At 64.4% G+C, this 21,131-nt stretch carries 20 protein-coding genes; 13 read left to right on the top strand and 7 right to left on the bottom strand.

The window, feature by feature from the left end; translation table 11 throughout:
- Positions 1-6 precede the first annotated feature (6 nt).
- The 7 genes from ychF to H1D44_RS07980 all read right to left on the bottom strand — a co-directional run bounded on the left by ychF (position 7) and on the right by H1D44_RS07980 (position 6,888).
- Positions 7-1,098 carry a redox-regulated ATPase YchF gene (gene ychF, locus H1D44_RS08010; RefSeq protein WP_181514315.1) on the bottom strand — a complete coding sequence of 364 codons (1,092 nt, stop codon included), beginning with the start codon at positions 1,096-1,098 and terminating at the stop codon, positions 7-9.
- Positions 1,099-1,168: 70 nt separating this feature from the next.
- The gene (gene pth, locus H1D44_RS08005; protein WP_181514314.1) at positions 1,169-1,750 is read right to left on the bottom strand and encodes an aminoacyl-tRNA hydrolase; all 582 of its coding nucleotides are present in this window, start codon (positions 1,748-1,750) and stop codon (positions 1,169-1,171) included.
- Positions 1,751-1,831: 81 nt separating this feature from the next.
- A complete protein-coding gene (locus H1D44_RS08000) occupies positions 1,832-2,470 on the bottom strand; it encodes a 50S ribosomal protein L25/general stress protein Ctc (RefSeq protein WP_181514313.1) in 639 nt (212 codons plus the stop codon).
- Positions 2,471-2,582: 112 nt separating this feature from the next.
- Positions 2,583-3,524, bottom strand: coding sequence for a ribose-phosphate diphosphokinase (locus H1D44_RS07995; protein ID WP_181514312.1), 942 nt, complete (start codon positions 3,522-3,524; stop codon positions 2,583-2,585).
- A gap of 90 nt (positions 3,525-3,614) precedes the next feature.
- The gene (gene ispE, locus H1D44_RS07990; protein ID WP_181514311.1) at positions 3,615-4,478 is read right to left on the bottom strand and encodes a 4-(cytidine 5'-diphospho)-2-C-methyl-D-erythritol kinase; all 864 of its coding nucleotides are present in this window, start codon (positions 4,476-4,478) and stop codon (positions 3,615-3,617) included.
- 4 nt (positions 4,479-4,482) lie between these two features.
- The gene (lolB, locus tag H1D44_RS07985) at positions 4,483-5,103 is read right to left on the bottom strand and encodes a lipoprotein insertase outer membrane protein LolB (RefSeq protein ID WP_181514310.1); all 621 of its coding nucleotides are present in this window, start codon (positions 5,101-5,103) and stop codon (positions 4,483-4,485) included.
- A gap of 30 nt (positions 5,104-5,133) precedes the next feature.
- Positions 5,134-6,888: a tetratricopeptide repeat protein gene (locus H1D44_RS07980; protein ID WP_181514309.1), complete on the bottom strand. Its 1,755-nt coding sequence runs from the start codon at positions 6,886-6,888 to the stop codon at positions 5,134-5,136.
- Between the two features lie 239 nt (positions 6,889-7,127).
- Between H1D44_RS07980 and hemA the strand changes: the two genes are divergently transcribed.
- The 13 genes from hemA (at position 7,128) to H1D44_RS07915 (ending at position 21,079) form a co-directional block, all read left to right on the top strand.
- Positions 7,128-8,393 (top strand): glutamyl-tRNA reductase, encoded by a 1,266-nt coding sequence (gene hemA / locus H1D44_RS07975; protein WP_181514308.1) that lies wholly within the window; start codon positions 7,128-7,130, stop codon positions 8,391-8,393.
- A gap of 11 nt (positions 8,394-8,404) precedes the next feature.
- The gene (prfA, locus tag H1D44_RS07970) at positions 8,405-9,493 is read left to right on the top strand and encodes a peptide chain release factor 1 (RefSeq protein ID WP_181514307.1); all 1,089 of its coding nucleotides are present in this window, start codon (positions 8,405-8,407) and stop codon (positions 9,491-9,493) included.
- A complete protein-coding gene (prmC, locus tag H1D44_RS07965) occupies positions 9,493-10,338 on the top strand; it encodes a peptide chain release factor N(5)-glutamine methyltransferase (protein ID WP_181514306.1) in 846 nt (281 codons plus the stop codon). The genes prfA and prmC overlap by 1 nt, the downstream gene beginning before the upstream one ends.
- 180 nt (positions 10,339-10,518) lie before the next feature.
- Positions 10,519-11,019 carry a winged helix-turn-helix transcriptional regulator gene (locus H1D44_RS07960; protein ID WP_181514305.1) on the top strand — a complete coding sequence of 167 codons (501 nt, stop codon included), beginning with the start codon at positions 10,519-10,521 and terminating at the stop codon, positions 11,017-11,019.
- A 5-nt stretch (positions 11,020-11,024) separates the two neighbouring features.
- On the top strand, positions 11,025-11,774 hold the full coding sequence (locus tag H1D44_RS07955; protein ID WP_181514338.1) for a HesA/MoeB/ThiF family protein: 750 nt from the start codon (positions 11,025-11,027) through the stop codon (positions 11,772-11,774).
- A gap of 242 nt (positions 11,775-12,016) precedes the next feature.
- A complete protein-coding gene (locus H1D44_RS07950; RefSeq protein WP_181514304.1) occupies positions 12,017-13,312 on the top strand; it encodes an NAD(P)/FAD-dependent oxidoreductase in 1,296 nt (431 codons plus the stop codon).
- A gap of 38 nt (positions 13,313-13,350) precedes the next feature.
- On the top strand, positions 13,351-14,697 hold the full coding sequence (locus H1D44_RS07945) for a glutamine synthetase family protein (protein ID WP_181514303.1): 1,347 nt from the start codon (positions 13,351-13,353) through the stop codon (positions 14,695-14,697).
- Between the two features lie 158 nt (positions 14,698-14,855).
- The gene (locus tag H1D44_RS07940) at positions 14,856-15,959 is read left to right on the top strand and encodes a polyamine ABC transporter substrate-binding protein (RefSeq protein WP_181514302.1); all 1,104 of its coding nucleotides are present in this window, start codon (positions 14,856-14,858) and stop codon (positions 15,957-15,959) included.
- Between the two features lie 176 nt (positions 15,960-16,135).
- Positions 16,136-17,212: an ABC transporter ATP-binding protein gene (locus tag H1D44_RS07935; RefSeq protein WP_238984444.1), complete on the top strand. Its 1,077-nt coding sequence runs from the start codon at positions 16,136-16,138 to the stop codon at positions 17,210-17,212.
- Positions 17,213-17,239: 27 nt separating this feature from the next.
- Complete coding sequence (locus H1D44_RS07930) at positions 17,240-18,148, top strand: ABC transporter permease subunit (RefSeq protein ID WP_181514300.1); 909 nt, start codon at positions 17,240-17,242, stop codon at positions 18,146-18,148.
- A gap of 2 nt (positions 18,149-18,150) precedes the next feature.
- A complete protein-coding gene (locus H1D44_RS07925; protein WP_238984443.1) occupies positions 18,151-18,987 on the top strand; it encodes an ABC transporter permease subunit in 837 nt (278 codons plus the stop codon).
- 25 nt (positions 18,988-19,012) lie between these two features.
- Complete coding sequence (locus tag H1D44_RS07920; RefSeq protein ID WP_181514299.1) at positions 19,013-20,305, top strand: NAD(P)/FAD-dependent oxidoreductase; 1,293 nt, start codon at positions 19,013-19,015, stop codon at positions 20,303-20,305.
- Positions 20,306-20,497: 192 nt separating this feature from the next.
- Complete coding sequence (locus tag H1D44_RS07915; protein ID WP_181514298.1) at positions 20,498-21,079, top strand: glycine zipper 2TM domain-containing protein; 582 nt, start codon at positions 20,498-20,500, stop codon at positions 21,077-21,079.
- Positions 21,080-21,131: the final 52 nt, after the last annotated feature.

Here is a 21,131-nt window from a genome sequence, read left to right as displayed (position 1 = left end):
AGTGGGTCATACATTGAAGCGGAAGTGGATCACGTCGCCATCCTGCACGACATACTCCTTGCCCTCCAGGCGCCACTTGCCGGCGTCCTTGGCGCCTTGTTCGCCCCCCAGGGAGACGAAATCGTCGTAGGCGATCACCTCGGCGCGGATGAAGCCTTTCTGGAAGTCGGTGTGAATCACCCCTGCCGCTTCGGGCGCGGTGGCGCCTACCTTGACCGTCCAGGCGCGTACTTCCTTGACCCCCGCGGTGAAGTAGGTCTGCAGGCCGAGCAGCTTGTAGCCGGCACGAATCACGCGATCGAGCCCGGGTTCTTGCATGCCCATCTCGTCGAGGAACATGGCGCGCTCATCGTCGTCGAGCTCAGCGATCTCTGCTTCCAGTTGGTTGCACACCGGGACCACCACGGCGCCTTCCTCGGCGGCGATCTCGTTGACGATATCGAGATAGGGGTTGTTCTCGAAGCCGTCCTCGTTGACGTTGGCGATATACATGGTCGGCTTGAGCGTCAGGAAACCGAAGCTCTTGAGCTGGCGCTTCTCGTCATCGTCGAGGCCGAAGCTGCGCAGCGGTTGGCCTTCCGCCAGGTGCGGCTGGATGCGGTCGAGGATCGCCTTGGATGCAATGGCTTCCTTGTCGCCGCTCTTGACGACACGAACGAGGCGTTGGATGGCGCGCTCGACGGTATCCAGGTCGGCCAGAGCCAGCTCCAGGTTGATGGTCTCGATGTCGGCACGAGGGTCGACCTGGTTGGCTACGTGGATGACGTTATCGTTATCGAAACAGCGCACCACATGGGCGATGGCCTGAGTCTCGCGTATGTTGGCCAGGAACTGGTTGCCAAGCCCTTCGCCCTTGGAGGCGCCCGCCACCAGGCCGGCAATGTCGACGAACTCCATGGTGGTGGGGATGACTTTCTGCGGTTTGACGATCTCGGCCAGCTTGTCCAGGCGAGGATCGGGCATCGGTACGATGCCGACGTTGGGCTCGATGGTGCAGAAAGGGAAGTTCTCGGCGTCGATGCCCGACTTGGTCAGGGCGTTGAAGAGAGTCGACTTGCCTACGTTGGGCAGGCCGACGATACCGCAGTTGAAACCCATGGTGATGTCCTGAATGAGGTAGCGGATGGCGTTCGCAGTGGCGCTATTCTAGTTCAGCCTCGGAGCCGATTCAGCCTGAGTAACTGTGCAGTCGGCTCATGGCCTTGGCCATGTCACCCGCCACGGCGAGTGGCAGTGTCGCCAGGCATTCGTTGAGCGCGCCGCCGATGGCCTCGAGCTCGGCCTTGCCGGGGCGGCCCAGCACGTAGTTGGTGACCTGGCGGGAGTCGCCGGGATGGCCGATGCCGATTCGCAGGCGGTTGAAGCCCTTGTCGCTCAGGGCGCTGATGATGTCGCGCAGGCCGTTGTGTCCGCCGTGGCCGCCGCCCTGCTTGTAGCGGGCGGTGCCGGGCGGCAGGTCCAGTTCGTCATGGGCTACCAGCAGTTCCTGAGGTGCGATCTTGTAGAACTGGCATAGTGCCGCTACTGCAGCGCCGCTGCGGTTCATGAAGGTAGTCGGCTCGAGCAGGTGCAGTTCCTGCCCTTCCAGCAATACCTTGGCGTACAGGCCGAGGAACTTCTTCTCCGGGCGCAGCTCGGTGCCGGCCTGCCGGGCCAGGATTTCCACCAGCCAGGCGCCGGCGTTGTGGCGCGTGGCGGCGTAGTTGTCACCGGGATTGGCCAACCCGATGATCGCCTTGACCTGGGACATGCTGGACCTCCAAACGAAAACAAGCGCCGTAGCGCTTGATCGGGGCGAAAAGAGGCCGCCGGGAGGCGGCCTCGATGCGGCTTACTCGGCGCTTTCTTCGCCTTCATCGCCTTCCTCGCCCTCGGCAGCTTCGCCGCGAACCTTGGGCTTGGTGATGCTCAGCACGGCGTTGTCATGGTCGGCGCCGTGGGAGAGCTCGACCAGGGTGACGCCGGCAGGCAGCTTGAGGTCGGAGAGGTGCAGGGTGGTGCCGATCTCGACGTCGGTGATGTCGACTTCGAGGAAGTCGGGCAGGTCCTTGGGCAGGCAGCTGATCTGGATCTCGTTGGACAGCACGTGCAGCTCGCCGCCATGGTCCTTGATGCCCTTGGACTTCTCCTCGCCCACCACGTGCAGCGGCACGTTGATGGTGATGGTGTGAGTGGCGTCGACGCGCATGAAGTCGGCGTGGGTGATCAGCGGCTTGTAGGGGTGACGCTGCAGGTCACGCACCACCACCTGCTCGCTCTTGCCGTCGATGACCAGGTTGAGCACGGAGGAGAAGAAGGACTCGTCCTCCACGGCCTTGTAGAAGGCGGCCTTTTCGACGGAGATCGGCTGGGGGGCCTGCTCACCACCGTAGACGATGGCGGGCACCTCGAGGTTCGCACGACGCAGGCGGCGGCTCGCACCTTTCCCCAGGTCGTTACGAACGCTGGCATTGAGTGTGAATTCGGACATGATGTTGCCTCTTGCTGAAAGTAAGGGAGGCGTGCGACCCGCGACCTGATCGCGACGTTCCCGAAAGCCCCCGAGGGGGCACTGCTCCGGCGCCTGTTCCCGGCATCTTCGCTCAGTGGAACATGGCGCTGACGGATTCCTCGTTGCTCACGCGGCGGATCGCCTCGGCGATCAGGCCGGCCACGCTGAGCTGGCGAATCTTGCCGCTGCGACGGGCAATGTCGGACAGCGGGATGGTATCGGTGACCACGACTTCATCGAGGACCGAGCCGGTAATGTTCTCTACCGCCGGGCCCGACAGTATCGGGTGGGTGGCATAGGCCACCACGCGACGTGCACCGTGCTCCTTCAGGGCGTCGCCGGCCTTGCACAGGGTGCCGGCGGTATCGATCATGTCATCTACCACCACGCAGGTGCGGTTCTCGATCTCGCCGATGATGTGCATCACCTGGGCCTGGTTGGCCTGGGGGCGGCGCTTGTCGATGATGGCGAGATCGGCGTTGAGCTGCTTGGCAATGGCGCGGGCACGGACCACGCCGCCGACGTCGGGAGAAACTACCACCAGATCGTCATAGTTCTGGCGCTCGATATCGTCGAGCAGGATTGGCGAGCCGTAGACGTTGTCTACCGGCACGTCGAAGAATCCCTGGATCTGGTCGGCGTGCAGGTCCATGGTCATGACTCGGTCGACGCCGGCCTTGACCATCATGTCGGCAACCACCTTGGCCGAGATGGGCACTCGGGCGGAGCGCACACGGCGGTCCTGGCGAGCGTAGCCGAAGTAGGGCACCACGGCGGTGATCCGGGTGGCAGAGGCGCGGCGCAGCGCGTCCACCATCAGGATCAGTTCCATCAGGTTGTCGTTGGTCGGTGCGCAAGTGGACTGCAGGATGAAAATGTCCTTGCCGCGAACGTTCTCGTTGATCTCGACCGCGATCTCGCCATCGCTGAACTGCCCGACCGTGGCGTTACCCATGCGAGTATCCAGACTCTCGGCGATCTTCTGGGCGAGCTCGGGGTTGGCATTCCCGGCGAAAACCATCAATTTTGACACGCGCATCCACCTATGCAGTATTGGGTAGCCCTGTTCGCGATGAGCCTGTCGATGCAAGCGCAGCGAGTCGTTCGCTTGGTGACATCGAGGTCATCGCTCGAGAGCAGCATGTAGCGGGGAGAGATTCAGGCCTCGGGCCATGAAGGCAGTATAGCGTCCTGGTATTTCGGCCATCAGACGCCCTGCTTCAGCCTCGGAGTCGAGCCTGGCGAAGATGCAGGCGCCTGTGCCCGTCAGCATGGCGGGTGCCCGGCTACCAAGCCAGTCGAGTGCGTCGGCAACCTGCGAATAGAGTGCTCTGACCGTCGCCTCGCAGTCGTTTCGCCAGCTGGGCGCTCCCCCCTGCAGTGCGCGCGCCATGGTAATCGGGGGAGTGTCACGTGTCAATTCCGGTGCCCCGAACACCGCGCCGGTAGCGACCTCGATGCCCGGGTGCAGGAGCACGAACCAAGGGGTATCCAGCTCGACTGGCGTGAGCCTTTCACCCACCCCTTCGGCCCAGGCGGCACGGCCGCGGACGAACACCGGCACGTCCGCGCCGAGCCGCAGGCCGAGAGTGGCTAGGCGGTCAATCGATAGCCCCAGTTGCCACAGCCGATCGAGCCCGAGCAGTGCGGTGGCGGCATCGCTGCTGCCGCCGCCCAGGCCGCCGCCCATGGGTAGGCGCTTGGTCAGGTGGATGTCGGCCCCGAGCCGGCAGCCGGTCTCGGCCTGCAGCATGTGGGCGGCCCGCACGATCAGATTGTCGCTGTCGGGGACGCCTGGCAGGGCGGGCGTCAGACGAATCTCGGCATCGTCGCGCAGGCGCAGATGCAGGGTGTCGCCGTGATCGAGGAACTGAAACAGGGTCTGCAGCTCATGATAACCGTCCTCGCGGCGGCCGATGATATGCAACAGGCGATTGAGCTTGGCCGGGGCCGGCAGCACGAGCTCCTGTCTCGGCGCGGTAGTCATTGGCTCACTCATCAAGGACGGGGCGCCACTCCGTGACCACCAGTGTCACGCGCAGGTCGTCGTACTCCATGATCAAGCGGCGTGGCAGCCAAAGCGACTCGACCTGTATCCAGTCCCGGTAGTCGATATCCCAGCCGTCCTGGCTCAGGCGCTGGGGGAAGCCGGAATCATCGTGCTCGAGCTGGTATTGGCTGTGCTCGGCCGGCAGGCCGCGTATCCAATCGGAAAGCGAGCTGACCGGCAGTGACCAGCCGAGCTGCTCCTGCATCAGCGCTTCCGGCGTCTCGGCAACGAAACGGCCGTCGGCGTTGGTCAGTGAGAAGCGCCCCTCGCGCCCCTCCAGCAGGTTACGGCCGCTGCCGAACGGGCCGCTGATCAGCATACGGTAATAATGTGGGTGCTGGCTCCAGTCCAGATTGGCGCTGGTCGACTCCTGAGGCGTGCGCAGGCCGGCCTTGCCGACCAGGATCCAGGTGTCCAGGGCGGCAAGCTGCTCTTGCTGGGCCTCCCAGACAGCCTCAGTGCGCTCGGAATCGGGGAGGGTGGTTGGGGCGGCGCAGCCGGCCAGCAGGGCGAGCATGGCGCTCGCTGCCAGCCATCGTGCCGTTGTCGTCAGGTTTTTCATGACGTCGTCTCGTGGGCCAGTGGATTTTCGTCAGGGTGCAAGCTCGGGAATTCGCTCCAGGAGCTCATCGATCAGCGGGTGCTCCTCGAAGCGCTCAAGCGCCTGCTCGACCATGCTGCGTGCTTCATCCTGCCTGTCCAGCTCCCACAGCACTTCCGCCAGGTGGGCGGCGATCTCCTGGTCGGGCATGCCGGCGTAGGCGCGCTCAAGCCAGGGAATCGCGCGCTCCGGGTCGCCCAGGCGATAGTAGACCCAGCCCAGGCTGTCCATGATGGCTGGGTTGCCGGGGTCCAATGCGTGCGCACGCTCGATCAGCTCACGGGCCTCCTCGAGGCGCTCCTCGACGTTGAGGTCGGCCAGGGTATAGCCCAGCGCGTTGAGAGCGGCGGCGTTGTCCGGATTGGCCTCGATGATGCGGCCGAGATCCCGTTCCATGGCCTCGATGTCACCCTGCTCCCAGGCGCGCATGGCGCGCATGTAGAGCAGCGGCTCGTCGTTGGGCGTGCGCGCCAGCTCGCGGTTGAGCAGGGCGTCGGCTTCGGCGCCCAGTCCGGCGTCATCCAGCAACTGCGCTTCCAGGGCAACCAGCTCACTGAAGCGCGACTCGTGTCGCAGACGCTCGATGCGCAGGAAGGCGCGGGCATCGAGCAGGCGATCGTCCTCGATAAGCATCTGGGCTGCCCGCAGCCGCGCTCTCAGGAAGTCGCCACCGGGTGTCACCTGCCGGTAGTAGAGCAGGGCATTGTCGACTTCCCCCTCCTCTTCGGCGATCAGGCCCATTAGGTAGAAGGCGGCAGGCGGGGGATCATCGCTGCTGACCAGCGGTAGCAGCAGGCGGCGGGCGGCATCGTGATGGCTGTCTTCCAGGTAGAGCCGAGCCAGCGATATGCGCAGCTCCTGGTTACCGATATGTTCATTCAGCAGTGCCGAAGTGTGCCGTTCGGCGGCGGCCACGTTGCCCAGCATCAGCTCGGCCTGGGCCATCAGCAGCAGGAAGCGTGGGTCGCCAGGCGAGACTTCAAGGCCGCTCCTGGCTGCCTCGCGGGCCTGGCGTGGGTTGTCCGCCTCCAGTGCCAGCTGCGCTCGGGTCAGCCACAGCGCGGGAAGTTCGGCATGGCTGCGGGCAAGCTGGTCGAGGCGGCGCTCGGCTTGCAGGCGCTGACCGGTTGCCGCCTCGAGTATGGCCATGCCCAGCTCGGCGTCGTGAGCGTGAGGGTGGCGGCTGGCGTCTGGGCTTTCGAGGTAGTCCCGCAGGCGCTCGCGCAGGGGTAGCGGGTCGGTGCCGGCTTCCAGTGCCAGCTCGGCAAACAGGGCCAGCTCGGCATGCTGGCCCTGTTCGGCCAGCGCCAGGCGCCAATCCAGCGCCGTTTTCCAGTCGCCGCGCTGCAGCGCCAGCCCGGAAAGCAGTCGCAGCGGTGCTTCGGCACCGGGGTCGAGCTCGTGCCAGGTGGCGACCGCCTGGTCGAGCAGCAGGATGTCGTTGCTGAAGCGTGCGGCCAGCGTACCGCGCTCTGCCAGCTCGGCGGCCTGGTAGCGCTCTGCCATGGCCAGGTAGCCCAGAGTGGCACGACGATAGTCGCCGCGCTGTCCCGCAAGCTCCGCCGTCAACAGCGTGGCCAGTCCCTCGGCGTCCAGGCCGCGCTCTATGGGAGGGGCCGTTGCGAGTGGGTCCTCTGGGGATGTGGCGAAAGGGGAGGAGGCCAGGCCTTGGCAGCCGCTTAGAAGTGCGGCGAAGCCAAGCACTGCCAGTCCTTGGCGCGAAGAGCGTATCAGCGTCGAGGGCATGCGTATCTCATCCGGTATCCCGAGGTGCCAGCATACCGGCTAGCAGCCCACGGGCAAAGGGAAGGCTGCATTCTGCCCCGGTCAGCATCACCAAAATGGTTTGCCTTGCCTTGAGTCAATGGCAAGCTTCGCCGGCCTGGCGCCTAGTGCGAAAGGCTGTGTTAGAATGCAGCGCCGCATATACGTTTTTTCATTTACCTACGGTGCCGCCGGCCGACATCACCGAAGACGCTTAACGCATGACGCTTCTTGCTCTTGGAATCAACCACAGGACGGCCACTGTCGCGGTGCGAGAGCGGGTCGCCTTCACGCCCACTCAACTGGAGTCGGCGCTGACCCAACTGCGCCACATGCCCCAGGTGCACGAGGCGGCAGTGCTCTCGACCTGCAACCGTACGGAGCTCTACTGCGTTACCGAGCCCAGCGGCGAGCGCACCATCCTCGACTGGTTGAGCCACTTTCATGGGTTGGCGCTCAACGATCTCACGCCGTGCGCCTACCACTATCTGGACCATGAAGCCGCACGTCACTTGATGCGCGTTGCCGTCGGTCTCGATTCGATGGTGCTGGGCGAGCCCCAGATACTCGGCCAGCTCAAGGATGCCTATCAGTCGGCGCGCCAGGTGAGCGGCCTGGGGGGGGAGCTGGAGCTTCTGTTTCAGCACACCTTTGCGGTGGCCAAGCAGGTACGTACGCGTACCGGCATCGGCCAGAATCCGGTTTCGGTTGCCTACGCCGCAGTGAGCCTGGCCAGCCGCATCTTCGATGACTTCGGACGCTCCCGGGCACTGTTGATCGGCGCCGGTGAAACCATCGAGCTGGTGGCGCGCCATCTGCGCGAGGCCGGGGTTCGCAACATGATCGTGGCCAACCGCACGCGAGAGCGTGCCGAGCTGCTGGCCGGGGAGTTCAATGCCGAGGCGATTTCGCTCAATGAGATTCCCGAGGCTCTGGTTCGCTCCGATATCGTGATTTCCTCCACCGCTGCGCCGCTGCCGATCCTGGGCAAGGGCATGGCGGAGCGGGCGCTGAAGAAGCGCCGCCATCGTCCGATCTTCATGGTCGACATAGCGGTTCCCCGAGACATCGAACCCGAGGTGGGCGATCTCGACGATATCTTCCTGTACACGGTCGATGACCTCAATGAGGTGATTCAGGAGAATCGGCGCCACCGCCAGGCCGCGGCAGATCAGGCGGAAGCGCTGATCGAGCACGGCGTGCACGTCTGGCTGCATGAACGGCGCATTCGCAGTGGTGGCGAGCTGATTCGCCGCTACCGCGATCGGGCCGCAGAGCTGCGCGAGCTCTCCGAGCGTCAGGCCATGGCGAGGCTGGCACGCGGCGAGGACCCCGAAGAAGTGGTTCGCCTGCTGGCGCATCAGCTCACCAACCGACTGTTGCATCAGCCTACGGTGGCCCTGCGCGAAGCGTCGGGCAGTGAGCGGCGCGACTTGCTGAGCGCCGCCGAGTCGCTGCTGTTGGCCCCCTCATCAACGAAACCCTGACAGGACACGCCATGAAAGCGACCCTACGCCAGCGTCTCGATGGCTTCGTCGAACGCTTCGAGGAGCTCGCCGCCCTGCTGGCGGAGCCCGAGGTGATAAGCGACCAGCCTCGCTTCCGCGACTACTCACGCGAATATGCCGAACTCGAGTCCCTGGTCGAAGCCTGGCGAGACTACCGTTCGACCGAGGGCGACCTCGAGTCCGCCAAGCTGCTGATCGATGATAGTGACGCCGATATGCGTGAGCTGGCCCAGATGGAGCTGGAGGAGAGGCGTGAGCGCCTGGAAATGCTGGAAGTGCAGCTCAAGCAGCTGCTGCTGCCACGCGACCCCGACGACGGGCGCAATGTCTTCCTCGAGATTCGTGCCGGCACCGGCGGTGATGAAGCGGCACTGTTCGCCGGCGACCTGTTCCGCATGTACTCCCGCTATGCCGAGAAGCAGGGCTGGAAAGTCGAAGTGATCAGCGCCAGTCACGGCGAGCAGGGCGGATACAAGGAGCTGATTTCGCGAGTGAAGGGCGAGGGCGTCTACGCTCGGCTCAAGTTCGAGTCGGGGGCTCACCGGGTGCAGCGGGTTCCGGCGACGGAGTCCCAGGGCCGTATCCATACGTCCGCCTGTACCGTGGCGGTGATGCCCGAAGCCGATGAGGTTGGCGACGTCGATATCAATCCTGGGGACTTGCGGGTTGACACCTTTCGCTCCAGCGGTGCCGGGGGCCAGCACGTCAACACGACCGACTCGGCGATTCGCATCACTCACCTGCCCACCGGCGTCGTGGTGGAGTGCCAGGAGGAGCGCAGCCAGCACAAGAACCGCGCCAAGGCGATGTCGTTGCTGGCTGCCCGGCTCAAGCAGAGCGCGGTGGATAGCCGCCAGCGCGAACAGGCCGATACGCGACGAAGCCTGGTGGGCTCGGGCGACCGTAGTGAGCGCATCCGCACCTACAACTTCCCCCAGGGGCGCCTGACCGATCACCGTATCAACCTCACTCTCTACAAGCTGGGCGAGGTCATGTCCGGTGAGCTCGACGAAGTGCTCGACCCCCTGATTCACGAGCACCAGGCCGAGCAGCTTGCGGCGTTGCAGCAGGAAGCCTGATGCGTCTCGATGCGCTGCTGGCCCGGGCTGCCATGCGCCTCGCCGGCTCAGGTTCTCCCAGCCCCCGGCTCGATGCCGAAGTGCTGCTGTGTCATGTGCTCGACGTCGATCGCACCTGGCTCTATACCTGGAGCGATCATCAGGTCGACACCTTCCGTCGAGCTCGCTTCGAGGCCCTGGTGGCAGCTCGCGCGGTGGGCCATCCCGTGGCTTATCTCACCGGGCAGCGTGAGTTCTGGGGGCTGGCCCTGGCCACGTCGCCGCATACCCTCATCCCGCGCCCGGATACCGAAACCCTGGTCGAGGTGCTGCTCGAACTGGCCGGCGCTGTGCCAGGCCGGCTGCTCGACCTGGGCACCGGAACCGGTGCCGTCGCGCTGGCCTTTGCCAGCGAGCGGCCCGACTGGGAGGTGTTGGGGGTCGACCGGGTGCCCGAGGCAACAGCACTTGCCGAATCGAATGCACGGCGACTGGGTATGGCCAACGCACGCTTTCTGCGTAGCGATTGGTTCTCGGCGCTGGGCCGGGAGCGCTTTACCCTCATCGCCTCCAACCCTCCCTACATCGAGCCGGGCGACCCTCATTTGATGCAGGGAGACGTGCGTTTCGAGCCCACGAGCGCATTGGTGTCGGCGGAGAAGGGCTTGGCCGATCTGCGTCACCTGGCACGGGGAGGCATGGTGCATCTCGAGCCTGGTGGCTGGTTGGTCATGGAGCATGGCCATGACCAGGCCGAGGCCGTGCGCCAACTGCTCGAAGAGTGCGGGTATGTCGAGGTTGGCGGCCGATGCGATTTGGGAGGACGAGGCCGTGTCACCTTCGGCCGATGGTGCTGTCAGCGTTGAGTGGAGCGTACTGGAGGGGCAGCCGTCGCTGTGGTACATCTATTCAGGAAATAATTCCAAATGTCGGCATGTTTGTGTGACCGAACACCAGCACCGCTGCTGTTATTCGCGCTTTTTTCAGGTCGATGTGCTGGCATGACGACGCTTCACTCACTCTGATTTGGCTTTCTCGACACTATAATGAAATCCCGGACTCGCTCACTCGATCGTATCGACCTCAAGATCCTGCGCTGCTTGCAGGAAAATGCCCGCATCTCCTACGTCGACCTGGCCGCCCAGGTCGGACTTTCCACCACGCCATGCCTGGAGCGTGTCAAGCGTCTCGAAAAGTCCGGGGTCATTCGCGGCTACAAGGCCGTACTCGACCCGCGCTCGCTCAAGGCCAACCTGCTCGTATTCGTCGAGATCAGCCTCGAGACCCAGTCGCCGGCCGTGTTCGATGAGTTCCGCCGTGCCGTGTCCCGGCTGCCGCAGATCCAGGAGTGCCACCTGGTCTCGGGGCAGTTCGACTATATCCTCAAGTGTCGTATCCCCGAGATGTCGGCCTATCGACAGCTGCTCGGCGATGTGGTGTTGACCCTTCCCGGAGTCAAGGAGTCGAAGAGCTATGTGGTGATGGAAGAGGTCAAGGAGGAGTTCTCGCTCTACGTACCCGACATCGAGGAGCTCGAAGGCAAGTAATGAGCATGAACGACGAGGCACTGTTGCGCTATAGCCGGCAGATCATGCTGGAGGCGATCGACATCGAGGGGCAGGAGCGCCTGCTGGCCTCGCGGGTATTGGTGGTAGGCGCAGGTGGGCTGGGCTCGCCGGTGGCACTTTACCTGGCTGCCGCCGGGGTGGGCCACCTGACCCTGGCCGATGCCGACGAGGTCGAGCTCTCCAACCTGCAGAGACAGATTGCCCACGGCATGGCGGACCTGGGAAGGAACAAGGCACGCTCCGCGCGCGAGGCGGCCTCGGGACTCAATCCAGACTGCGACGTCCGCGTGATCGAGGAGCACCTCGCCGGAGAGACACTCGAGGCCGTGGTGGCCAGCGTCGACCTGGTGCTCGACTGCACCGATCGCTTCTCGAGCCGCTATGCCATCAATGCCGCCTGTCACCATGCCGGGATCCCGCTGGTTTCGGGAGCCGCGATCCGCTTCTCCGGGCAGCTGGCGGTCTTCGATCCGCGTGATGATGCCTCGCCCTGCTACGCCTGTCTCTACCCGCCGGACGGTAGCGGAGACGAGGCCCTCTCCTGCGCGGAGAGCGGCGTGGTAGCACCCCTGGTGGGGCTGATCGGCAGCTTCCAGGCTCTGGAGGCGATCAAGTTGCTCAGTGGCGCCGGCAATCCGCACCGAGGGCTCTCTACCTTCGACGGCCTGCGTGGCCAGTGGCGACACTACCATGTGCCACGCGACCCCGCCTGCTCCGTCTGTGGAGGCCGCTGAGTCCCGCGTGGTGGTGCTTTTTTGACATCGATCCGGGGGTGGTAAGCGACATCGCTCTTCGCCGCAGGGCTTGCCTTGACTATCAGGCTCCATACTTGAGGCTTGCGGCTTGGTGCCTGGTACGGCTGGGCGTCTGGCCTGGTGGAAGTAGGGTGTTATGAAATACTTGACATTCTACGGCGGTTTGATGCCAGACTAGTCGCATATGTCGAGGCTCTTTCACTGCCCCAGGATTTCGCTGCATGGCCGCTGCCACCCAAATCACAAGCCCCGCTTCCTATTATCGCGACTCCCTGAGGGTGCGCCTCGACCAGCCATGCCCGCGTCAGGGTGGGCAGCAGCGCTTCGACATCTGTGTCATCGGTGGCGGCATCACCGGCTTATCCGCTGCTCTACACTTGGCTGAGCGCGGTTATTCGGTAGCCCTGCTCGAGGCGCATGAACTGGGCTTTGGTGCGTCCGGTCGCAGCGGCGGCCAGATCCTGCCTGGCCTGGGCACGGATATCGCCACCGTGGAGCGCGCCCTGGGCCGCGAACGCGCCCGTGATGTGTGGGAGATGAGCCGCGAGGCGGTGAATCTCACGGCGGAGCTGATCGAACGCCATGCCATTCCCTGCGACCTTGCCTGGGGCTACCTGCACGCCGCGGTAAAACCGCGTCATGTGCGTGAGCTGCGTCAGTTTCAGGAGCGGATGGCCAAGGATTATGGCTACGAGGCGCTCGACTGGCTTGAAGGCCAGGCGTTGCGTGAGCGGGTCGTCACCGGTGCCTATCCCGGTGCTCTCTTCGACCACGAGGGTGGCCACCTGCATCCGCTCAACTTCACCCTGGGACTGGCGCGGGCCGCCCAGCGGGCTGGCGTATCGATTCACGAGCATAGCCCGGCGCTGTCCATCCGCCGTGGCCAGCCGGCCGCCGTGCAAACGTCGCAAGGCGAAATCATTGCCGACTTCGTCGTGGTGGGCGCCAATGCTTATCTGGGTTGCCTGCTGACGGAACTCGAAGGACGCATCATGCGGGCGGCCAATTATATCGTTGCCACCGAGCCGCTGGGCGAGGAGCGAGCCGCCCAGGTTCTGCCGCACAACGATGCCCTGTCCGACGCCAATTTCGTTCTCGACTACTATCGCCTTTCTGCCGATAAGCGCCTGATCTATGGTGGCGAAGTCAGCTACGATGGGCGGGAGCCTCGAGGCCTTCAGCAGCGCATGGATGCCAAGATCGCCCGCCTGTTTCCGGTGCTGAAGGGTGTGCGTATCGACTACCGTTGGGGCGGTGATGTGGCGATCACGCTCAATCGTGCACCGGATTTCGGCCGCCTCGGCAGCAATATCTACTATGCCCAGGGGTATTCGGGGCACGGCATGGCGCTGGCCGGGCTGGCCGGTCAATTGATGGCCGAGGCCATTGCCGGCCAAAGCGAACGTTTCGATGTCTTTGCCGCCATGCCCCATCGCCGGTTCCCCGGCGGCCAGCGCCTGCGTACCCCGCTGCTGGTGCTGGCGACTACGTTCTACAAGCTACGCGATCGTCTATAACGAATGAAATGCCCGGGAAGGGCCGCGACGAGGTTCCCATGAAAGACCTGGAAAGCTGGCTGAAGGAGCGACGCATCACCGAGGTGGAGTGTCTGGTCAGCGATATCACCGGCATCGCCCGGGGCAAGATCACGCCCGTGTCCAAATTCATGGCCGAGAAGGGCATGCGCCTGCCCGAGAGTGTGCTGCTGCAGACCGTGACCGGCGACTATGTGGAGGATGAACTCTACTACTCGCTGCTCGATCCTGCCGACATCGACATGCTCTGTCGGCCTGACATCTCGGCGGTCTATCCGGTCCCCTGGGTACTCGAGCCCACTGCCCAGGTGATCCACGACTGCTACGACAAGATGGGCAATCCCATCGAGCTCTCCTGTCGCAATCAGTTGAAGCGGGTCCTTGCGCTCTATGCCGAGCAGGGCTGGAAGCCGGTGGTGGCGCCGGAGATGGAGTTCTATCTGACCAAGCGCTGCGAAGATCCCGACCTGCCGCTACAGCCGCCCATCGGGCGCAGCGGGCGCCAGGAGACCGGCAGGCAGTCATTCTCCATCGATGCGGCCAACGAGTTCGATCCGCTGTTCGAGGACATGTACGACTGGTGCGAGGCTCAGGGGCTGGATATCGACACCCTGATCCACGAGGAGGGCACCGCCCAGATGGAGATCAACTTCCGTCACGGCGACCCGCTGACTCTGGCCGACCAGGTCTTCCTGTTCAAGCGTACCCTGCGCGAGGCGGCGCTCAAGCACGATGTGGTGGCGACCTTCATGGCCAAGCCGATCACCAACGAACCCGGCAGTGCCATGCACATTCACCAGAGCGTGCTGGATGCCACGACGGGGAAGAGCGTTTTCGCCAACGAGGACGGCTCGATGAGCCAGCTGTTCCTGCATCACATCGGCGGCATGCAGCGTTTCATCCCCGAGGCACTGCCGCTGATGGCGCCCAACGTCAACTCGTTCCGCCGTTTCCTGCCCGACACCTCGGCGCCGGTCAACGTCGAGTGGGGTGAGGAGAACCGCACCTGCGGGCTGCGGGTGCCCGATTCGACACCGCAGAACCGACGCATCGAGAATCGCCTGCCGGGCGCCGACGCCAATGCCTACCTGGCCATCGCGGCGAGCCTGCTGTGTGGTTACCTGGGCATGATGCAGCAGCTCAATCCCTCTGCGCCGGTGCAGGGCCGTGCCTTCGAGCGTCGCAACCTGCGCCTGCCGTTCACCCTCGAGCAGGCGCTGGAGCGGATGGAAAACTGTGCCGAGCTGGAGCGCTACATGGGGCACCGCTTCGTGACCGGCTACGTCGCGGTCAAGCGCGTGGAGAACGAGAATTTCAAGAAAGTCATCAGCTCGTGGGAGAGGGAGTTCCTGCTGCTGAGCGTCTAGTTCCCACTGCCGGGGGCTGGACGTCAGGGCTTGGGACGCTGGAGTGAGCGGCACGCCGCCGGCCTGGCCTCCTGCAGGGGTGTGGTAAACAAGCAGGGAAAGACGCCCGGAACGTCGTGCCGGGCAGACGAAAAACAATGCAGACAAGAGGTGCCATCATGTCCTTCCAACGCAAGCTGTCTCTGGCCGTCGGCCTGGCTTCACTGGCCATGACCGTAACTGCCGCCCAGGCCAACGAGGTGCGGGTCTACAACTGGTCCGACTATATTGCATCGGACACCCTGGAGAAGTTCACCGAGGCCACCGGCATTCGCGTCATCTACGACGTCTACGACAGCAATGAGGTGCTCGATGCCGCCATGCTTGCGGGCCGCTCCGGCTATGACGTGGTGGTCCCGTCCAACCACTACCTTACCCGCCAGGTCAGTGCCGGGGTCTACCTGGAGCTCGATCACGACAAACTGCCCAATATGGTCAACCTCAACCCCGAGCTGATGGATGACCTCGAGTTCATCGATCCCGGCAGCCGCTACTCCATCCCCTACATGTGGGGGACCAACGGCATCGGCTATAATGTGGAGCGGGTGACCGATATCCTGGGTGAGGATGCGCCGCTCGACTCCTGGGCGCTGATCTTCGACCCCGAGGTGACCACGGCGCTGCGCGAGGGCGGTTGCGGGATCTCCATGCTCGATTCGGGTGACGAAATGCTCTCGCCGGCCATGGCCTACCTGGGGCTCTCTCCGCTCTCCGAAGAGACGGCCGACCTGGAAGCGGCCGGCGATCTGATCGCGGCGGTGCGCGACAACATCACCTACTTCCACTCGTCGCGCTACATCTCCGACCTGGCCAACGGCGACATCTGCGTGGCGGCGGGGTATTCGGGCGATGTCTTCCAGGCCGCCGACCGGGCCGAGGAGGCCGGGCGGGACTTCACTATCGCCTACGCCATTCCCAAGGAGGGCGCGGCACTGTGGTTCGACATGATGGCGATCCCGGCCGATGCACCGAATCCCGATAACGCCCACGCCTTCATCAACTTCATTCTCGAGCCCGAGGTCGCCGCCGCCATCACCGAATACGTGGTGTATGCCAACCCCAACATCGCCGCCAACGAGTTCCTCGACCCCGATATCCTCAATGACCCGGCCATCTACCCCGACCAGGAGGTGATGGATAACCTCTACGTTGCCGAGGAAAAACCGCTGGCCGTGCAGCGCGTGCGCACGCGGGTATGGAACCGGGTGAAGTCCGGTATCTGAGCTGTTCACGCCGGCTTTTCGGAGCCGGCGTGCTGCTGTCTGGCTAGAGGAGTGCGGTGATGGAGCAAACCCGGGTCCAACCCCATACCACGGTGCCTCCGGGCAGTCCTGGCGAGCGCCAACAGGCCGCCGCCACGACGCCTGGTAAGCCGCGCCCGGCACGTGAATCAGGACTGATGGAGATCCGCCGGGTCAGCAAGCGTTTCGACGGTGTGCTGGCGGTGGATGATGTCAGTCTGTCGATCCGTCGTGGCGAGATCTTCGCCTTGCTGGGCGGGTCCGGCTCGGGCAAGTCGACGCTGCTGCGCATACTGGCCGGCTTCGAGAAGCCCAGCGAAGGACAGATTGTGCTCGACGGCGAAGACATTACCGCCATGCCACCCTATGAGCGGCCGATCAACATGATGTTTCAGTCTTACGCGCTGTTTCCACACATGACGGTGGCACAGAACATCGCCTTCGGCCTCAAGCAGGACCGCCTGCCGCGCCGGGAGATCGAAGAGCGGGTGGCCGAGATGCTCAAGCTGGTGCACATGGAGGCCTATGCCCGACGCAAGCCGCATCAGCTCTCGGGTGGGCAGCGCCAGCGCGTGGCTCTGGCGCGCTCGCTGGCCAAGCGGCCCAAGCTGTTGTTGCTCGACGAGCCGATGGGGGCGCTGGACAAGAAACTGCGCACCGAAATGCAGCTCGAGGTGGTGCAGATCCTGGGACGGGTGGGGGTGACCTGCATCATGGTCACCCACGACCAGGAGGAGGCCATGACCATGGCCGATCGGGTGGCCATCATGTCGGATGGCTGGATCGCTCAGGTCGGCACGCCAATGGATGTCTACGAGAGCCCTGCCAGCCGCATGGTGGCCGAGTTCGTCGGTACGGTGAACCTGATCGAGGGTGAGATCGTGGTCGATGAGGCCGATCACTGCATCGTCGACGGCCCGGCCCTGGGGCGAGGGGTTCGGATCGGTCACGGTGTCACGACCCAGGCCGATGAGCGACGGGTTTGGGTTGCCGTGCGCCCCGAGAAGACCTGGCTGACCCGTGAGCGTCCCCAGGGGGAATTCAACTGGGCGGCGGGTGTCGTCGAGGATATTGCTTACCTGGGCGGCTTTTCCGTCTATTTCGTGCGCATCGAGAGCGGCCAATTGATCAAGGCCAGCATGGCCAACACCGAGCGCCGCGGTGACCGTCCGCGCTGGGATGAGCCGGTGTATATCTACTGGGACGAGCAGAGTCCAGTGATTCTGCACGACTGAGCCATCGCCGGAGCCAGGGGATAACTCATGACCAACCGTATCGTTCGCCTGCGACGGTGGCTCAAGCCCGGTCGCGGTTGGGTCATCGCCGCGCCGCTGCTGTGGCTGACGCTGTTCTTTCTGCTGCCGTTCGGCATCGTGCTCAAGATCAGCCTCTCCGAGGCGGCCATTGCGGTGCCGCCCTTCAGCCCCATCTTCGATTACGCCCACGAGACGCTGAATGTCGTCGTGACGTTCAGCAACTACCTGTTCCTGGCCACCGACTCGCTCTACGTCTCGGCCTACTGGGGGTCGGTGAAGATCGCGCTGCTGGCTACCGTGCTGTGCCTGCTGCTCGGCTACCCCATGGCCTATGCCATGGCCCGTGCCCCGGTCCACCTGCAGCTGGTGCTGCTGCTGCTGGTGATGTTGCCGTCATGGACCTCCTTCCTGATCCGTGTCTATGCCTGGATGGGGATCCTCAGCAACAATGGCCTGGTCAATAACCTGTTGATCTGGGCTGGGCTGATCGATTCGCCAATCCGCATGCTCAATACCAATTTCGCGGTGATCCTGGGCATCGTCTATGCCTACCTGCCGTTCATGGTGCTGCCGCTCTATGCCAACCTGACGCGCCTCGATGCCTCTCTGCTGGAAGCTGCCTCGGACCTGGGGTCGCGCAAGATCAATACCTTCCTCACCGTGACTTTGCCGCTGTCGAAAGGCGGTATCATCGCCGGCTCGATGCTGGTGTTCATCCCGGCAGTAGGGGAGTACGTGATACCGGAGCTGCTCGGCGGGCCCAACACCCTGATGATCGGCAAGGTGCTGTGGGAAGAGTTTTTCCACAACCGAGACTGGCCGGTAGCCTCGGCGCTGGCGATGGTCATGCTGGCGATCCTGATCATTCCCATCGCCCTGTTCCACCGCTATCAGTCCCGCGAGCTGGAGGAGTGACCATGCGCAAGCCATCCTTCACCACCGTGATGCTGATCGTCGGCCTGCTGTTCCTCTATTTGCCGATGATCATCCTGGTGATCTACTCCTTCAACGCGTCGCGCCTGGTCACCGTATGGGCCGGGTTCTCGACGCGCTGGTATGTGGAGCTGTTTCGCGACCAGCAGATCCTCTCGGCGGTTTGGACCAGCCTGCGGATTGCCTTTTTCTCGGCCTCCATGGCGGTTTGCCTGGGCACCCTGGCCGCCTTCGTGATGGTTCGCTTTGCCCGATTTCGTGGCAAGACCGCGCTCTCCAGCATGGTTACCGCGCCACTGGTGATGCCAGAGGTGATCACCGGGCTGTCGCTACTGCTGCTGTTCGTGCACATGGCACAACTGATCGGCTGGCCAACGGATCGTGGTATGGTCACCATCTGGATCGCCCATACCACCTTCTGCAGTGCCTACGTGGCGGTGGTGGTGGCCTCGCGCCTGCGTGAAGTGGACCTCTCCATCGAGGAGGCGGCCATGGATCTTGGTGCTCCACCGGTGCGCACCTTCTTCCAGATCACCCTGCCGGTGATCGCGCCGGCGCTGGCCGCCGGCTGGCTGTTGGCATTCACCCTCTCGCTGGATGATCTGGTGATCGCCAGCTTCGTTTCCGGCCCCGGCGCCACCACGCTGCCCATGGTGGTGTTCTCCTCGGTGCGTCTGGGCGTGTCCCCCAAGATCAATGCCCTGGCCACGCTGATCATCCTGGCAGTGTCGCTGGCCACTTTCATCGCTTGGTACCTGATGCGGCGCAGCGAGGCCAAGCGCAGGCAGGCGATGTTGCAGGACATCACGGCCGGTAAATAACCTTTTCGTTGAGTGTGAGGTAGTTATGTCGAGCAGTGCCAACGCCGAGCATGTGGCGTCCTACTATGCCGCCACGGCCAATCCGGCACCCGAGCGCCACGCCCTCGCAGGCGACATCGAGTGCGAGGTGTGCGTGGTGGGGGCAGGCTTCACCGGGATCTCCTCGGCGCTGCACCTCGCCGAGCAGGGGCACGAAGTGGTGGTGCTCGAAGCTGCGAGGGTCGGCTTCGGCGCCTCGGGGCGCAACGGCGGTCAGATCGTCAACAGCTACAGCCGCGACATGGACGTGATCGAGGCCAAGTACGGTACCGAGACCGCCCGCGCCCTGGGCGACATGGCCTTCGAGGGCAATCGCATCATTCGCGAGCGCATCCGCCAGTACGCCCTCGCCTGCGATCTCAAGAACGGCAATCTGTTCGCCGCCTGTAATCGCAAGCAGCTCGAGGGGCTGCGCGAGCACAAGTCGCTGTGGGAGCGGTTCGGCAACCGCGAGCTCGAGCTGCTGGAGGGCGAGGCCTGCCAGCGCGAGGTCGGCAGCGAGCGCTACACCGGTGCCCTGGTGGACCACTCCGGTGGCCACCTGCACCCGCTCAATCTGGTGCTGGGTCAGGCAGCCGCCTTCGAGTCTCTGGGCGGCGTCATTCACGAGCAGTCGCCGGTCACCGGGGTGCGTCACGGCGAGACGGTGACGCTGACCACCCCGCGTGGCAGCGTGCGCGCCCGGCGCGTGGTGATGGCCGGTAACGCCTACCTGCAAGGGGTGCTGCCGGAGCTGGAGGGCAAGTCGATGCCCTGCGGCACCCAGATCGTCACCACCGAGCCGTTGCCGGACGCACTGCGCCGCGAGCTGATTCCCAACGACATGGCGGTGGAGGACTGCAACTACCTGCTCGATTACTACCGTTTTACTGCTGACGGCCGCCTGCTCTACGGCGGCGGGGTCAACTACGGCGGGCAGGATCCGACGGACATCAGCGCGGTGATCCGGCCCAAGATGCTCAAGACCTTTCCCCAGCTTGCCGACGTCCGCATCGACTATGCCTGGAGCGGCAACTTCCTGATGACGCTGAATCGGCTGCCCCAGTTCGGTCGGCTCAACGCCAACGTCTACTACGCCCAGGGCTACTCGGGCCACGGGGTGACGTGCTCGCATCTGGCGGGCCGGCTGATCGCCGAGGTGATGCGCGGCGACAGCGAGCGCTTCGATGCCTTCGCCGGTTTGCCGCATCTGCCGTTCCCCGGCGGGCGGCTGCTGCGAGTGCCGCTCTCGGCGCTGGGGGCCTGGTACTACGCCACGCGGGACCGGCTCGGCTGGTGAGTGTCGCCGCGAGCGGACACCGGGACAAAAAACGTGAAAGCCGCTGCGTTGCGCTCATCGCCTTGTCTCGACGCCGTATACTGAAGCTATCCCATGGGCGGCATGGAGTCGCCGCCCTGCGTCTCTCCTCCACATCGTATCGAGCCGAGCCTTGTCAGCCCGGGGCGCGTCGCGTCCTGCAGGAGGAGTGTCATGAACAAGTCTATCGTGGTCGGAACCACGCTGAGCGTGCTGGGCCTGGGCGGCCTGGCATTCGGCGCATGGCAGGTGCAGCAGGGGACGGATCCGGTCGAGAGCGGTCCTCAGTTTGCCGAGGTCGTGGCGGTACAGCCGGTGACTCGCAGCGTCGAGACGCCACGTGAGGTATGTGAGGACGTGGTGGTGCAGCAGCAGGCCCAGGCGCCCAGCCGTGACCCTCATCGGATCGCCGGCACCGCGGCGGGGGCCGTGGTGGGCGGGCTGCTTGGCAACCAGGTGGGCGGCGGCAGTGGCAAGACGCTGGCCACCGTGGCCGGGGCGGTCGGGGGCGGCTACGCCGGGCGCGAGATCCAGGGTCGCATCGAGGCCAACCAGACCCAGACCTACACCACCACCCAGCGTCAGTGTCACACCGTCGTGGACAGCTCCGAGGAGACCGTCGGTTACGACGTGACCTGGCGTCACGGCGAGCTAAGTGAGGTGTCGCGGCTGGATCGCCGGCCCCAGGGCGATCGCGTGCTGCTCGACGAGGGCCAGCCGCGCTGGGACCTGCCGCTGGCCAGCACGGACGGTTGATTCCTCTCGCGTTATCGTTTCCTGCATTGCCCCGGCTCAGGCCGGGGCGTCA

Source organism: Billgrantia kenyensis, assembly GCF_013697085.1.
In the GTDB taxonomy this organism is placed as follows: domain Bacteria; phylum Pseudomonadota; class Gammaproteobacteria; order Pseudomonadales; family Halomonadaceae; genus Halomonas; species Halomonas kenyensis.
This window is presented reverse-complemented; position numbering and strand designations above follow the sequence as displayed.